This is a genomic window from Bacteroides mucinivorans, from assembly GCF_034654355.2.
In the GTDB taxonomy this organism is placed as follows: Bacteria; Bacteroidota; Bacteroidia; order Bacteroidales; family Bacteroidaceae; genus Bacteroides; species Bacteroides nordii.
The window spans coordinates 1,562,732-1,578,539 of record NZ_CP178179.1; the positions used below are offsets into that span (position 1 = coordinate 1,562,732).

Consider the following 15,808-nt stretch of genomic DNA (forward strand, 5'->3'; position numbering starts at 1 on the left):
CAAATCATTTATTTCTAAACAGATTATTAATATTAATTATAGTGAAAGCGGTGCAAAGATATAATATATATAATAATAATTAATAAAGTCTGAAGGTTTTTATTAGCAGGAAGTCTGAATATCTTCTGTTTTTGTATATTTATTGGCGTTTTATTAATGTATTTCAGAGCATGAAGAAATGAAAAAGCTGTTTTTCTTTGATTTTATGCTAGTTTGTGATATTTAAGATAAAAGCAGAATTGTTGGAAGATGTTATTTGAGATTTATTGAATACAGAGTTAGAGCCTGTTTAAATTTTGCTCAGCATTAGCTTCGCTCAAAACATCTTCTATTATTAAATCTAAGGTATAGTCTTTTAAGAGGAAAATTTAAACAGGCTCTTAGATTGTTCTATTTTATTGTAGCTATTAATGTTTTGTGTATCAGTAATTCATTCGTTTGTTATTCAGAACGTTTATAAAGCAAACGGGGAGGTTAGACTTCCATTATTTTCAATGTAGCTGAAGATAATAAATGTGATAATCTGATTTTGTATCCATTCAACAAAATCAGGTTACGACCATTGCTTAGTATGTTCAGGAAGAGTTTTGATACGATTCTTATTCTAATTTTTGATGAAATGACAGATATTTATGGGGGGAGTGGATCAGTAGTTATTTTACTTTTATATGATCGAATCCTTCTCCATAGACTCCGATAACGGCACTTTGTGAGACAAAAGCGTTTGGATCAATGTCCTTGATGATTCGGAATATGATGGTTGATTCTCTCTTTTTGGCCAGAATAAACATCATCTTTTGTTCTTTTCCTGTATAAAAGCCGGTAGCATTGATTATAGTTACCCCACGATGTGGATATTCGTTGATTTGTCTTCCTATCTCTTCGTATTTGGTGGAGATAATAAAGAACTGAACAGATTGTCGTGCACTGTTTACCACCTGATCCAGCACAAAACTGCAAACATAGAGGGTTACATATCCATAAACGACTTTTTCCCAGTCCTTCAGGATAAAGTAGCTGGATGAGATAATGATGAGGTCACAGATGAGCATAACTCTTCCCAATGTGATGTCCCGGTATTTATTGATAACGGCAGCAATAATATCGGTTCCTCCGGTACTTCCGTTAGCAGAAAAGGCAATGCCAATACCACTGCCACAGAAGGAAGCGCCCAGCACGCAAGCCATGAAGGGTTGATCGTGCAACAGAGTTACTCCTGCTGTTACTTTTTGAATGAGTGAAAGGAAAAGGGTGAGTGTCAGTACACCGAATATCGTTTTCAGGCTAAATTTGAATCCCAATACTTTGAGAGACAGCATTAATAAAATTGCATTGATGGCAAAGTATGTATATTGTACCGGAAATCCGGTAGCAAAGTAGACGATGGAGGCGATACCGGGTACTCCTCCGGTAGTGATATCATTGGGAAGTAAAAAAAGGGTCCAGCCGATTCCGTAGAGAATCATTCCTAAAGCTATCATAAGGTAGTCTCTTGCTTCTCTGGTTACAGTCTGTCCTGAGGGTTTTGATAGTATTGTTTTCATTAATATAGCCTTTGTATTTGTCCGTAATTTGTTTTTTATCCGTTTCTTTATTGTATGTGCTATAAGGACACACTGCTATGTGATAACCCTTTATATGAATAATTGACTTTATTGTATTTTAACAGTCTGTACATCCCTACATAATAAGAGTGCACACCTTTGTAATGTAAAGGTGCACACTCTTCCAATTATAACTTTAGGTTTGCTTTTTTATTGTAAACCTGCATATTATTGTTACTGATCTTTTTTCTGAAAGAAGATTCTCTAAAATACTTCTCTTATGTGTTTGTAATTTGAATTGATTGTATCAATTACTTCTTGTGAGCGTCCGTTAATCAATAGTTTGTACATGGATTGTGCAAAACCTACCATTTGTCCTATTTCAATTTTAGGAGGCATAGCCAGCGCATTCGGATCAGTCATGATATTAACCAGAACAGGACCGTCTATTTCGAAGGCATTGTATAGGGTAGTGAGCACCTTGTCAGGATCTGATACATTAAATCCGGTCATTCCCATTGCTTCTGCTACTTGTGCAAAATCCGGATTGAGCATGTTGGTTTGCCAGTCCGGCAATCCGTCTACTTCCATTTCGAGCTTCACCATGCCTAAGGAGCGATTATTGAATACGATGATTTTTATCGGAAGCTTATATTGTACAACGGTTTCCAAGTCGCCGAGTGTCATGGACAATCCTCCGTCACCACAGAGTGCAATAACTTGCTGGTCGGGGCGAGCCAGTGCTGCACCGATGGCTTGTGGCAATGCGTTTGCCATTGAACCGTGATTGAAAGAACCGAGCATATGGCGTCTCTCTGTTGCTTGTAAATAGCGGGCACCCCATACGCAGGTCATTCCCGTATCGACGGTGAAGATGGCATCATCAGAAGCTAACTTGTCTATTTCGGACATGACGTACTCCGGGTGAATCAGATTTTCTTTTCCTCTGTCTTCGGTGTAAGCAATCAGGTCTTTTTTCACACCTTCATAACGTTTCAGTTGCTTTAACAGGAATGAGTCGTCCTTTTTCTGTTGTAACATCGGCAGAAGTGCTTGTAGTGTCGATTTTACGTCTCCGCATAAACCGATGTCTACTTTGGCACGGCGTCCCAACCTTTCAGCTTTTATATCTATCTGAGCTATTTTTATATCATCGGGCAAGAAAGTAGAATAGGGGAAATCTGTTCCTAACATAACTAGTACTTCTGCTTCATGCATGCTGTAGTAACCCGAAGGCATTCCTAAAAGTCCGGTCATACCCACTTCATAAGGATTATCATATTGTACTTCCATTTTTCCTTTAAAGGTATAGGCAACCGGGGCATTGAGCCTTTCGGATAATTGGATAACTTCGTCGTGAGCCCCTCTGCAACCAATACCGCAAAATAATGTGATACGTTTGTAGTGATTCAGCATTGCTGCCAGTTGTATTAAGTCTTCTTCTGCAGGACAAACCGAAGAATCTTTTGGATAAATATGAACGGAAGAATCTACATTAACTGCCGATTTTTTTGCCAGGTCACCTGGGAGCCCTATCACGGAAACTCCTTTGCGGGTAGTTGCGGTTTGTAGAGCGGATTGCAACATACGGGGGAATTGTTGAGGAGTTGTTGCCACTTCATTGTAATAACTGCAATCGCTGAACAATTTGATTGTATTTGTTTCCTGAAAATATTCTGTTCCGAATTCTCCGGTAGGAATAGTGGAGGCAATAGCCAGAACCGGTGCACCTGAGCGTTGAGCATCATAAAGTCCGTTTATCAGATGAACATGTCCGGGACCACTACTTCCAGCACAACATCCTGGTAGTCCGGTTAGTTGTGCTTCTGCACCGGCTGCATAAGCACCTGTTTCTTCGTGGCGGACATGTATCCATTTCATTTCTTCGTTTTGCCTTACGGCTTCATTTACTTCGTTTAAGCTATCGCCTGTGACTGCGTAAATACGCTTAACACCTGCTTCAATCAATGTCTCTACAAGTTGATTTGCTACCTTCTTTGCCATATTTGTTATTCAGTTATAGGTTAATGTAATAATGAAATAACATATTGTAATGGAAAAAGGTTGTACGTTTAACGTATACTAATGACAGTAATGTATTGTACTATAAGATGATATTTGTGTTAAAAATGCCTTGTGTAATGGATTTTTAATACTCTTGCAATAACTATATTTGTGCTGATTTGTTAACTTTAAAGCATAAATGGTAACCGATTGTATTTTAACCTCTAAATAACTGTATTAAATGGATAAAATGGAAATAGGCTTGAATGCCGGGAAAGTTTGGCAGTTGCTTTGCAACAATGAAAAGTGGAGCTATGGTAGCCTTAAAAGGAAATCCGGGCTAAAAGACAAAGAGTTGGGAGCGGCTATTGGCTGGCTGGCCAGAGAAGATAAAATCGAGTTTGAACAGCAGGAAGAAGAACTTTACATTTACCTTTGTGTGAATGTGTATATCGGATAGTTGGACATAAGAGGGTATGTCAAAAGTAGTATTAGCTACCAATAAAACGCAGATTAACGCTAATTTGCGCAAGGATAAAATTGCATCTGCGCCAATTTGCGTTAATCTGTGTTTCTAAAGTCACGCATTGATATTTTTATCAGGCTTTTGACATAGCTTATATCAGCTTGTTTATTGGTCTTTAGTTTTTTTACTGATTTTGTTTTCAATAAGGAAAGCAGTGATAAGTCCTGCTCCTCCGAATAGCAATACGCTGGCACCATAAATGATGCTGGTCATTTGGCGTACATTCCAACTGATATCTTCCATAAATACATAGCGGGGAATAGAGACTGCACAGATAATGAAACCTATTAACAGTCCTAATCCTATACCGAGCATCAGGCATCCTCCTTTTAGTGCACTAAAAGACCGGTTGTGACTGTAGTCTGGCAAAGAAAATTTTCCATTTAAGTCCGTGGTTGTAATTTTGTCACTTAGCTTTTCAATAATCGCCATTCGTTCGCGTCTGCAAACAAAGAGTTCAAACAATTTATAAATTCCCAGTGTGATAATTCCCATAATAAGCGGAACCATAATAAAATCCATCATAATTGTATGTTTTTAAATGAATAATTTCGTTCTTTGTACTGTTTGACGCAGAAGAAAGAAAAAGGTTACAATCAGTAGTCAGTAGACAGTAGTCAGTAGACAGTAGTAAGTAGTAAGTAGTAAGTAGCCAGTAGCTGGTAGTTGGTAATTAGAATCCTTTTGGAATGGCAAGGCCAATATGCTGCATAGATTCTTACTACTATCTACTTACTACTGTCTACTTACTACTGATTGTAACCTTTTCCTTCCCCCTGCGTCTAATGGATATCATGGTACAGAACGAAGAAGCACAATACATCGCACGAATCCTGAATGGAGAAACAGAATGCTTTTCTGTCTTTCTCGATCGCTACGGTCGTCCTCTTTATTCATTGATTGTGCAGATTGTAGGTTGTTCCGAAGATGCTGAAGAACTGGTGCAAGATGTGTTTCTAAAGGCTTTTAAGAATCTGAGTGGATATAAAGGAGATTGTATTTTCTCTACCTGGCTGTATCGGATAGCTTACAATACAGCTATATCGGCTGTCCGTAAAAAGAAGCATGAATTTCTTTATATAGAGGAGAATGCCATTAATAATGTACCGGATGAAAAAGTGGCAACTTTGTTTGAACCAACAGATGATGAAGAGCGTATTTCCCGTTTGGTACATGCTGTTGATTTGTTGAGTGTAGAGGACAAAGCGTTAATAACTCTTTTCTATTATGAAGAGAAATCGATAGAAGAGGTTGGAGGAATATTAAAATTAACCGTTGCCAATGTCAAAGTGAGATTACACCGTGTTCGGAAGAAGTTATATTTACTAATGAATGAAGGTTGATTATGGATGTGAATGGAAATAATATTATTAAGAAAGCTTTGGAACGGAGGCAAACGACTGGACTTCCTTCCAATTTTTCCTTCCGTATGATGGAACAAGTACGGGCTGAGGCTCTGAAAATGGAAAGACGAAGAAAACGGATCACTGTTTTTTCTTTGAGTATTGCCGTTACTGTATTGATACTATTGGTAGTGTATTGTTTGTTTTTCTATTTAGACTTTAGTGTGGTTGATTTTATGCCTCGTTGGAAGCCATCAGGAGCATCCTCCTCACTTTTAGGATTTTACAGCTACATCGCTCTACTATCTTTGGGACTGTTGGGAGCTGATTATTGGATTAGAAAAAAGAAGAAGTCAGCCTATAATAAATAAGTATAAGTAATACATCACAATTAAATGATTATTTAGCGGGTTATTATTGAAACGCAGATTAACGCGGATGAATGCAGATTTTCTGTAAGGGATATTATTTTCAAGCATAACGCAGCAACCTAATTTGCGAAAATCTGCGTTCATTTGCGTTTCAATAAATTCGTATTTATAGAGTATACTAATTTAGAATCAGTACTTATAAAAGAATAATGATTATGAATAAATTTTTTGCAAACTGGGATTTGGATCAACTTTTAGAGAATATCAAAGATATGGGTAAAAGTCTTGGCCGCACTTCAATGCGTCCGGTATTGTCTCTTTACTATGTGCTGAGGAGTCCGGAAACGCCACTGTCGGATAAACTTTTGATTGCTTCTGCTCTTTCTTATTTAGTTTTACCTATTGATTTGATATCTACAAGGCGGTGGCCGGTGATCGGGTGGGTAGATGAAATGGCAGCCATAATGATAGCATATAAGAAAGTAAAAAGACACATTACCCCTGAAATAGAGTCCAAAGTGGATAATATATTGGAGAAATGGTTTCCGGCTTTAAAATATGAATTAATATCTTAACCTGCCTTGCTTTAACATTGTTAACGGGTTTTTGAACTATTACTTTTTATCTGCATAAGAGTACGTATTTTTCATATCAGAAAGTACGTACTCTTTTTATATAAAAATACGTATTTAATACATAGTTAAGTACGTATTTTGGCTTACCATATTATACAGGCTTGACAGGCTGAACTATTCTTTGTTAAGCCATCGTTTTTCTTTTATCACTCTCCTATGTTATTGCACGATTCTCCGGAATATTTTAATTGTTAAAAATCGATCTGTTTACTACCCTGTTTTCTTATATTCCTGTCTTATTATAAATGCGTTAAAACTTTGAATAAACTATAGTCAATTATGAAAAACCATCACGTGAGCAGAAAATCAAAGGTGTTTTCTGTCTGTTTTTTCTTGGTAATAATAGGTTTGTGGAACACTAATATTGAAGCACAGGAGCAATATGCCTATAAGTATAATGTTACTTCCAATGGAGAAGATACGCTTTATTACCGATGTTTACAACCGGATAATCTTTGCTCCGGAAAGAAATACCCTTTGGTTTTGTTTTTACATGGTGCGGGAGAACGTGGAAATGACAACGAAACTCAACTAAAACATGGTTCAGGATTATTTCTTAATCCGGTAAATAGAGAAAAGTTTCCGGCTTTTGTAATATTTCCGCAATGTCCTAAAAAAAACTTTGGTCCTTTTATTGCTGAACCCTCTAACTTTGATGGAAGTAGTTTTCCGGAAACATTCGAGATGAGCCCTTTTATTATTCAGGTGAAAAACTTATTGGATGATTATATGAATAAGCCTGAAGTTGATAAAAGCAGGATATACATTATTGGTTTGTCGATGGGAGGAATGGGTGTCTACGATATGGTATGCCGTTTTCCGGATCTTTTTGCAGCGGCTGTTTCTATTTGCGGATCTGTGAATGTACAGCGGTTACCAAAAGCAAAGGAAGTCTGTTTTCGGATATTTCACGGAGAAAAGGATACGGCTGTGCCTGTAGAGTGTTCCAGGCAAGCTTATGAAGTATTAAAAAGATGCGGTGCTAAAGTCGAATATATTGAATTCTATGGATGTGATCATCTTTCCTGGAATCCGGCTTTTAATTTTCCTGATTTTATGGATTGGCTATTTGAGAAGCAGAAGTAAATTATGAGTTTTTGTGAATAGTACAAATGTTTTTATTTATCTTTGAAGTACAACAATCAAATCTTTTACTTAATTTGGCTAAAATGATGAGCCGATCTGGGAATTAACTATGGCTATTACACTAAAAGATGCCGTTATTATCACTGATAATAATGTCATAGAGCATTTGAAAAAGGGAAATGAGTGTGCTTTCCGTTTTATTTTCGATAAATATTATGATTACCTGTGCTTGATTGCGGATAGTTATCTGAGGGATAGTTTTATATCGGAAACGATAGTAGGAGAAATCATTTATAATTTGTGGGAAATAAAAGAGAGTGTGGATATTAAATATTCACTGCGGTCGTATCTGGTGCGAAGCGTGAAAAACCGCTGTATCAACTATCTTCAGCAGGAATATGTGCAACGTGAGGTCAGTATTAATCAATATGAAGATAAAGCGGCTATCGAAGAGCTGTTTTTTATCGAAAGCAAACATCCGTTGGAGAGTTTGCTTGAACAGGAACTGGAAAATAAAATAAATGAGGTGATAAATAGCTTGTCCCCCGAGTGTCGGCAGGTATTCCGGATGAGCCGTTTTGATAATATGAAGTATGAGGAGATAGCAAGTATGTTGAATATCTCTGTTAATACAGTAAAGTATCATATGAAAAATGCGTTGATGAAGTTAAGGGCAGAATTAAAGGATTATGTGATATCAATTCTTGTGTTATTAACGATCATTTAATAATTTTGAAACAAAATAGGATTATCAGACTACACAAAAACACGAGATACTTGTCTTAGTTATAGATTATGGAGAAACATATAACAAATATAGATAGCTTAATACTCTCTTTTCTGGAGAGGACCATTTCTTCCGAAGAATTACAGGCTTTGAGGAAATGGGTAAAGGAGTCTGCCGAAAATGAAACCTATTTCCGGCAGTTTGAAGAGTCATGGTTAGTTTCTGCCGGTTCTGCAGAGAAATCCCGTTTTCATAAAGAACAGGCTTACCAAAACTTCGTGGCCCGCATTAATAGTACTGACAAGAAAATAAAGAACAGGACTTTTCCTCTTCGTAAGGTGTTTTACTATGCAGCCTGCGTGCTCTTTATTTTCATGGCAGGAATTGGAACGCAATACTTATTTGAACGCTTTCAGGATAAAGAGCTTCTGACTTATTCTTTGGAAGCTCCCCGAAAAGCAAAGGTGAAGATGAGTTTGCCGGACGGAAGTTTGGTATGGTTGAATGCGGCATCTACTTTGTGTTATAACAACGAGTTTGGAGTAAGTAACCGTGATTTGACTTTGCAAGGCGAGGGATATTTTGAAATCAGTAAGAATCCTGAATTACCTTTGATTGTAACTTCGGGCAATGTAAAGGTGCGAGTGCTGGGTACTAAATTTAATGTACAGAACTATCAGGATGATGATGAGATTCGCGTGGCACTTCTGGAGGGTTCTATTGATTTTTCCGATAGTAGATATGATAAGTCTATTGTGATGAAACCCAACCAGCTGATAACTTGCAATAAAAGAACCGGAGTGCTGACTTTGAAGGATATCAATGCAGAATATGCTAATTCATGGATTTATGATGATGTTTTCTTTAATGAAGAGAAGTTGGGTACTATTGCTAAAGTTTTAGAGAGAGCTTTTGATGTTACTATTCATTTTGAAAATGATGATTTGAAGAACTTGATATTCTATGGAGACATCACGATAGAAGCTGATAATATAGTACAGATTATGGACATTATGGCAGCTACGAATAAGTTCAATTATCGTTATGATATGGATAAAAAGGAGATTCGTATTTATCATTAGTATTTCTTTCTTTTTCTGATTCTGTTCACCACAGAGTCGCACAGAGTTACACAGAGTTTTAAATCTCTGATGAAACGCGGATGAACGCAGATTAAAAGACTGTAGTTCTTTATCATCTATTTGTTTTTCTTTGCGAAAATCTGCGTTCATCCTGCGTTTCAATAAACCATCGCCTGTCGCACCTCCCCGTGCGGGAAGCACAAAATACAATTCACATGAAAGAGCAGCGCAAATGTTTCGTTTTTTACTGCATTGTTTTTGTATTCATAATTCAGCCTTTATCTCTTGTTGCTAAAGATTATCTGACGCTGGGTAGTGAACAACAAGGGTGGAGAGTACTCATTCATCCCGAAAGTGGAGTTATTCATCAATATCAGCAGCAAATAGGGAATGTATGGGAAATAATTCCTTTCAGAGAGGATACATTGGCCGGTCCGGCCTGGAAAGGCATACGGCTGTCTCCATCCTCTGGTCAGCCCGGCACTTTTGAAGCAGAAACAGGAGCTATTCATTATGCACTCCGCTATCGTCCTGCAGCAGATCATTTGATTGTAGAGTGTATACTCTCCAATCGGGGAAAAGAAATCTTTGAACCGGAATATTCCCGTCTTTTTATTGGAATAGACTCAGAGATGAAAACATTTCCGGAGTGGGACACTAAGTTCTTTCCTACTTTACTACGGTGTGAGAAAGATTTTACCTGGGGATATTTCATGTCTCCGAGGCAGGTTATTATGGGAATTGGTATAGAAGAGCCGGTTGCTTCCTATGCATTGAATTATGTATATGAAGGTTTGTTGGAGTGGAAATGGGGACATCAGATAAAAACTGCAAGTCTGGACTTGCTGCATTGTTTGCCTTTACCGGAACGACATCCGCAGAACAAAATCTTGCTGAAACCTGGCGAGACTAAAAAATGGATACTCCATTTGGGAGGTATCGGTCAGCTGTCCGAAGTGAAAGAAACCTTGTCTCAATGGATACAAGCCCCGATGATTGAGTGTGACAAATACACGATCAGCGGAAAAGAGAAGAGTCGTCTGTATATTCACAGCCGGTATCCTTTGAAAAGTCTTATTGTAAAAGCTCCGGATGCTGCATTAACCGAATTATCCGTTGATAAGGTTTCTGAATACTTATATACAGCCAGTTTCGTACCTTCTGCTCAAAAAGGAGTTTATCAGATCAAGGCCACAACCACAAACAGGAAAACTGCAGAAGCGAGTATTTATGTACGCAACCCCTGGTCATGGTACATGAAAAATGCCCGTGACTTTGTTGCGCAGAATCCGCCTTTGTTCTCCAATGGTTGCGAAGCTTTCTATGGCTACTATACTGCTTTTCTTGCCGCCCGGAATTTTCCGGATACTTCTAAAGATAAGGGACTTGAAGAACGGTTCAATCGTACACTTCCGTTTTTTATAGATACTCTGACCTGGATTCCGAAGAAAGAAGCAGCACCGGACCGGGTGCAAAACTTCTCTTCGCTGATTGGTATGCTTGTTGATTTATGGGAGGCGACAGGAGAGATTAGTTATCTGGAGAAAGCGGCTCATATTGGTGATTATCTTTGTTCGGAGAAGGTTCAGTCCGCGGATGGTGCCTATCGTTCTAAAGGAACACATTATACAGCTGTAATTTATCCTGCAAAATCCATGCTCGAGTTGGTTACAGCCGAAAAGAACTTTATGGGGCTTCCCCAATGGAAAGAACGCTACGAAAGGCATCAAAAGTCGGCTTACAGAGCAATCGACGATCTGTTGTTGCGTCTGGACGATATTCAGACAGAAGGAGATATGACTTTTGAAGATGGGATGATAACTTGTAGTGCTTTACAATTGGCTTTGCGCGGTTTATCTGAAGAGGATTCTGTCAAACGTCAGCAGTATACGTCGGCAGCAGTTTATTTGATGGACAAACACCAGTGTCTGGAGCAGTTACTCATTCCTGATTGCCGCATGCGGGGTGGGACGCTTCGTTATTGGGAAGCGCTCGATGTCTATTTCGTTCCCAATCAGATTATGAATTCTCCCCATGGCTGGACGGCCTGGAAAATTTATGCCTCTTATTACCTTTATTTATTGACAGGGAAAGTACATTATCTTACTGATTTTATGGATACGTTAGGAGCATGTGCTCAGATTATGGAATTGAATGGGCATTTACGCTGGGGATTTGTTCCCGATCCTTATATAAAAGGGATGGTTTGTGTGGAACGGAGTGACAAACGGCATGACTGGCATCCGGTAGATTCTATTGTTGGAGAGCAATATCTGGATATGATCAGTCCCTGGTTACGCCCCGATGACGAGAACTCTGTTTGTGCTTTTGGCGAACGGGGTGGTTCGGGAGATAATACAGTACAGGAAATTTTTAAAGTAATGGAGGAGTGTACTCTGACTTCTGCCTATGTAGTAATAGATGAAACGGGTAGGATACAAAGTTGGAATTGTTCGGCGGGGTATGAAAACGGAGTTCTTCGTATTGTTCCCGATGAAGATTTGATTAACGCTATTCATCTTAATTCATTCCGTAAGATAGAGGTGGAAACCAGTCTGGCAGGAAAACGCATCCGTAAAAGTTGTTTGCCCGGCATGAGATGGGTAAGAGATGAGCTTTAATTCAATATTTGTTCTCTTAGAGATACTTTTCTTTTATTCCTGAACCTCCTTTTTCTTATCGGTGAGGAACGATGTACGAGATGTACATGTCATACAGTACGAGATGTACATGTGGAGCAGTACGACATGTGCATCTCGTACTGCTTTACATGTACATGTTTTACATCGTTCCTCACTGGCCTTCGATCGGTTTCGTTAGGACTTCCGGTGGGTTTTATTCTATTGAAATATATTTTAAAAAAAGTCGGTTTTCAGACTACACAATTTCTTCCCGTACCTGTCTCTTATATAAACCGGAATACTTCGATCTATGTATACTATGTTTTGAGATTCCTGCTTTATTGTTTTTTCCGTATTAATCTTATTTAATCCTTATGATGAAAAAAAAATTAGGACTATTTACATTGCTGCTGTTTTGCTGGTGTACCCTGATCCAGGCACAGAATGTATCGCTTAACCTAAAGAATGTGACGGTTAAGGAAGCGCTTGAAGCCGTAAGAAAACAGACCGGTAAGTCTTTTTTCTTTAATGTAAATGACGTCAATATGAATCAGCGTATCACGATGAATATCAAAGACGAATCTCTGGATAAAGCTCTTACCCTCATACTCGAAGGGCAACAACTGAATTATGAAATAAGAGACAATCATATTGTTCTTTCCAAACTACAGGAAAAGGCGCAAGTTGGCAAAGAGCTTGCCGTAAACGGAAAAGTTACAGATGCCGCCGGAGAGTTACTGATTGGTGTGAATGTAGCCGTAGATGGGGTAGGGGTAGGAATCACCGATATTGATGGTAATTACTATATGAAAGTACCGGTGGGGAGTACGCTTACTTTTACGTATGTTGGCTATAAACCCCTCTCTGTGAAAGTGAAGGATAAGACTACCATTAATATAAGAATGGAGGAAGATAATAACGCGTTGGACGAGGTAGTGGTAATCGGTTACGGTACACAGAAGAAGGTAAACCTGACTGGAGCCGTGGGATATACGGATGCCAAAGCGATAGAAAACCGTCCGGTGGCTACTCTGGGACAGGCTATTCAAGGTACAATCCCTAACTTGAATATATCTTTTGGTTCCGGAAAACCGGGAGAAGCCACCAATATGAATATTCGTGGTTTTGCTTCTATCAATGAAGAGTCTAAGCCGTTGATATTGATAGATGGTATCGAGGGAAGCATCGATAATCTGAACCCGCGCGATGTGGAGTCCATTTCTGTATTGAAAGATGCCTCTTCTTCGGCCATATACGGAGCCAGAGCGCCTTTTGGTGTAATATTAGTTACTACCAAGAAGGGGAAAAGCGGAAAGATGCAGATCAATTATAACGGGCGTTTCAGTTTCTCGACCGAGACAACAAATACTGACTTTATTACGACCGGATATGATGCGGCTAAATTGGTGGACGGCTTCATGCGTTCGTACAACGGAAGTTCTTATACCCGTTATACCGAAGATGATTACAAAGAACTTGAAGCCCGGCGGTATGATAAAACAGAGAACCCCGAACGTCCGTGGACAGTGGTACAAAACCGTACGGGAGAAGATACGTATATGTATTATGCCAATTTTGACTGGTATAATTACCTGATAGATTCCAGTCGGCCAACCTGGGATAATAATGTGAGTATATCCGGTGGTACTGATAAGATAAATTATCTGGTAAGCGGGAACTTCAATACGCAGACCGGTATCTATGCACAGAATCCGGATAAATATAAAACCGGTAATCTCAGGGCACGTCTCAATGCAGAGGTAAAACCGTGGCTGTCTCTTAACTTTGCCACAAGTTTCTTCTCATCTAAATATTCGGCTCCGGGATTGGGACACGGGAACAATCTGCCCAACTATACTTTCCATGCAATGCCGTTCCTGATGCCGTATAATCCGGACGGAACCCATGTATTCAGCAACCCGGTCATTTCGGAGCAACCCACTGACGGGGTACATATAATGACTGCCGATGGTAATTCTAAATCTGTGGAGGACAAGAAGCAGATAACCTATACGGTGGGTGCAACATTTAAATTGTATAAAGGGCTGTCTCTCAATACAAATTATAGCTTTAAATATAATACGGTTGATTATATGGAGCGTACGGCAAAGTCGCAATATTCTCAACATCCGGGAGTATCGGAAGATGCCGGTGGTTCATTATTTAAGAATAAGTTGCGGCAACTGAACGAAAGAACTTATTATCACAGTGTGGATGCTTATTTAAGCTATGACCAGTCTTTTGGCGGACACAATCTGCGTGCAGTAGCCGGTTTCAACTATGAACAGAGCGCTTATAAAAGAATTTACGGAACCAAACTGAACATACAGTCGAACAACCTGAACGACTTTAACCTGGGAGATATTGGTAAGGATGTCACTTTGGAAGGAGGACAGGATGAATGGGCTCTATTGGGCTATTTCGGACGTTTGGGTTATGACTGGAAAGGCAAATACCTGGCTGAGGTAAACGTTCGTTGGGATGCCTCTTCCCGTTTTCCGAAAGATCAGCGTGCCGGTATTTTCCCTTCTTTCTCGGCAGGATGGCGCATCAGTGAGGAGAAATTTTTTGAACCGGTTCGTAATGTTGTTTCTAATCTGAAAGTGAGAGGTTCGATCGGTGCATTGGGAAATCAGGCGGTTAAGGATTGTTATCTTTATCTGCAAAAATTAAGTATGGTGCAGTTTGATGGTTACCTTATCGATGGCGAGAAACTGACTTATGCAGAAGTTAGCCCTCCACCTACCGCAGGTAATCTTACATGGGAGACCATAATACACAAGAATTTGGGTATTGACTTGGGATTCTTTGATAACCGGTTGACTTACAGTGCGGATGTCTTTATTCGGGATACACGGGATATGCTCATACCGGGTAAAGTGTTGCCGGGTGTATATGGAGCAACCCAACCACGTGAAAATGCAGCGGACTTACGTACCAAGGGATTTGAAATGACTCTGGCCTGGAATGATAGTTTCACTCTTCTGGATAAGCCGTTTAGTTATAATCTGTCACTGAGTCTGGCAGACAGCCGTTCACATATCACGAAGTATGACAATCCTTTGAAAGAGTTCAGTAAATCCAGTTACTATGTAGGGATGGAAATTGGTGAGATATGGGGTTATCACGTATCAGGCCTGTTTAAAACAGATGAAGAGGCGAAAGCCTATCAGGAAGCCATAGATCATAGTTATGTTTGTAAAAATATCCTTGAAACGGCTATTGGAGAGAATAAAGGTCTGAAAGCAGGTGATATGATTTTTGAAGACCTTGACGGCAGCGGAAGGATAGATGATGGAAAGAAAACAGCAGATGACCGTGGAGATATGCGTATTATCGGTAATTCGAGACCGCGCTATACCTATAGTGGTAACCTCGGGTTTACCTGGTCCGGCATTGACTGTTCGGCCTTCTTCCAGGGAGTAGGACGTCAGAACCGTTATCCGGGAGGGAATGCAATGCTTTTCTGGGGAGGATTTGCCCGTCCTTATGCTTCATTCACTCCGGTTGACCTGCCTGATAATATCTGGTCGGAAGAGAATCCTGATGCTTATTTTCCGAGAATGCGCGGATATGCAGCACAAGGTGACCGTTCACTGGCAAAGGTGAATGACCGTTACTTACAGAATCTGGCTTATTGCCGTCTGAAAAACTTCACAATCGGTTATACGATACCACGTGCGTGGACTGCTAAAGTAGGAATGGACCGGGTGAGATTTTATTTTAGCGGAGATAATCTGTTGACATGGACGAAGCTAAAGACTGATTATGTAGATCCTGAACAGTTCTCTGCCGATGCTGATGCGCGTGTATATCCTTATGCCAAAACATTCTCGTTTGGTTTGGATGTAACCTTTTAATTAACCTCT

At 39.5% G+C, this 15,808-nt stretch carries 12 protein-coding genes; 9 read left to right on the forward strand and 3 right to left on the reverse strand.

Annotated elements, in window-relative coordinates:
* Positions 1-653: 653 nt before the first annotated feature.
* Both VCM39_RS05430 and VCM39_RS05435 read right to left on the reverse strand, forming a co-directional pair.
* A complete protein-coding gene (locus VCM39_RS05430; protein WP_221650777.1) occupies positions 654-1,544 on the reverse strand; it encodes a YitT family protein in 891 nt (296 codons plus the stop codon).
* A gap of 264 nt (positions 1,545-1,808) precedes the next feature.
* Complete coding sequence (locus VCM39_RS05435) at positions 1,809-3,548, reverse strand: thiamine pyrophosphate-dependent enzyme (protein WP_289292366.1); 1,740 nt, start codon at positions 3,546-3,548, stop codon at positions 1,809-1,811.
* 241 nt (positions 3,549-3,789) lie between these two features.
* Between VCM39_RS05435 and VCM39_RS05440 the strand changes: the two genes are divergently transcribed.
* A complete protein-coding gene (locus VCM39_RS05440; protein ID WP_122200800.1) occupies positions 3,790-4,008 on the forward strand; it encodes a winged helix-turn-helix domain-containing protein in 219 nt (72 codons plus the stop codon).
* A gap of 171 nt (positions 4,009-4,179) precedes the next feature.
* On the opposite strand, the gene VCM39_RS05445 is transcribed toward VCM39_RS05440, so the two are convergent.
* Positions 4,180-4,596, reverse strand: a complete 417-nt coding sequence (locus VCM39_RS05445) for a DUF6249 domain-containing protein (RefSeq protein ID WP_221650813.1) — start codon at positions 4,594-4,596, stop codon at positions 4,180-4,182.
* Between the two features lie 272 nt (positions 4,597-4,868).
* Here VCM39_RS05445 and VCM39_RS05450 point away from each other — a divergent pair, with 272 nt between their 5' ends.
* From VCM39_RS05450 to VCM39_RS05485, 8 genes are all read left to right on the forward strand, one after another.
* The gene (locus VCM39_RS05450) at positions 4,869-5,417 is read left to right on the forward strand and encodes an RNA polymerase sigma factor (protein WP_323674002.1); all 549 of its coding nucleotides are present in this window, start codon (positions 4,869-4,871) and stop codon (positions 5,415-5,417) included.
* Positions 5,418-5,419: 2 nt separating this feature from the next.
* On the forward strand, positions 5,420-5,788 hold the full coding sequence (locus VCM39_RS05455) for a hypothetical protein (protein WP_322933262.1): 369 nt from the start codon (positions 5,420-5,422) through the stop codon (positions 5,786-5,788).
* Between the two features lie 215 nt (positions 5,789-6,003).
* Positions 6,004-6,363, forward strand: a complete 360-nt coding sequence (locus tag VCM39_RS05460) for a YkvA family protein (protein WP_002560918.1) — start codon at positions 6,004-6,006, stop codon at positions 6,361-6,363.
* 339 nt (positions 6,364-6,702) lie between these two features.
* Positions 6,703-7,509, forward strand: coding sequence for a prolyl oligopeptidase family serine peptidase (locus VCM39_RS05465; RefSeq protein ID WP_322933263.1), 807 nt, complete (start codon positions 6,703-6,705; stop codon positions 7,507-7,509).
* Positions 7,510-7,618: 109 nt separating this feature from the next.
* Positions 7,619-8,236 (forward strand): RNA polymerase sigma-70 factor, encoded by a 618-nt coding sequence (locus tag VCM39_RS05470; RefSeq protein WP_122200797.1) that lies wholly within the window; start codon positions 7,619-7,621, stop codon positions 8,234-8,236.
* Positions 8,237-8,304: 68 nt separating this feature from the next.
* Positions 8,305-9,318, forward strand: a complete 1,014-nt coding sequence (locus tag VCM39_RS05475) for a FecR family protein (RefSeq protein WP_196039732.1) — start codon at positions 8,305-8,307, stop codon at positions 9,316-9,318.
* A 215-nt stretch (positions 9,319-9,533) separates the two neighbouring features.
* Positions 9,534-11,939, forward strand: coding sequence for a hypothetical protein (locus VCM39_RS05480; protein WP_322933264.1), 2,406 nt, complete (start codon positions 9,534-9,536; stop codon positions 11,937-11,939).
* Between the two features lie 374 nt (positions 11,940-12,313).
* Positions 12,314-15,799 (forward strand): TonB-dependent receptor, encoded by a 3,486-nt coding sequence (locus VCM39_RS05485; RefSeq protein ID WP_322933265.1) that lies wholly within the window; start codon positions 12,314-12,316, stop codon positions 15,797-15,799.
* The last annotated feature ends 9 nt before the right edge of the window (positions 15,800-15,808 follow it).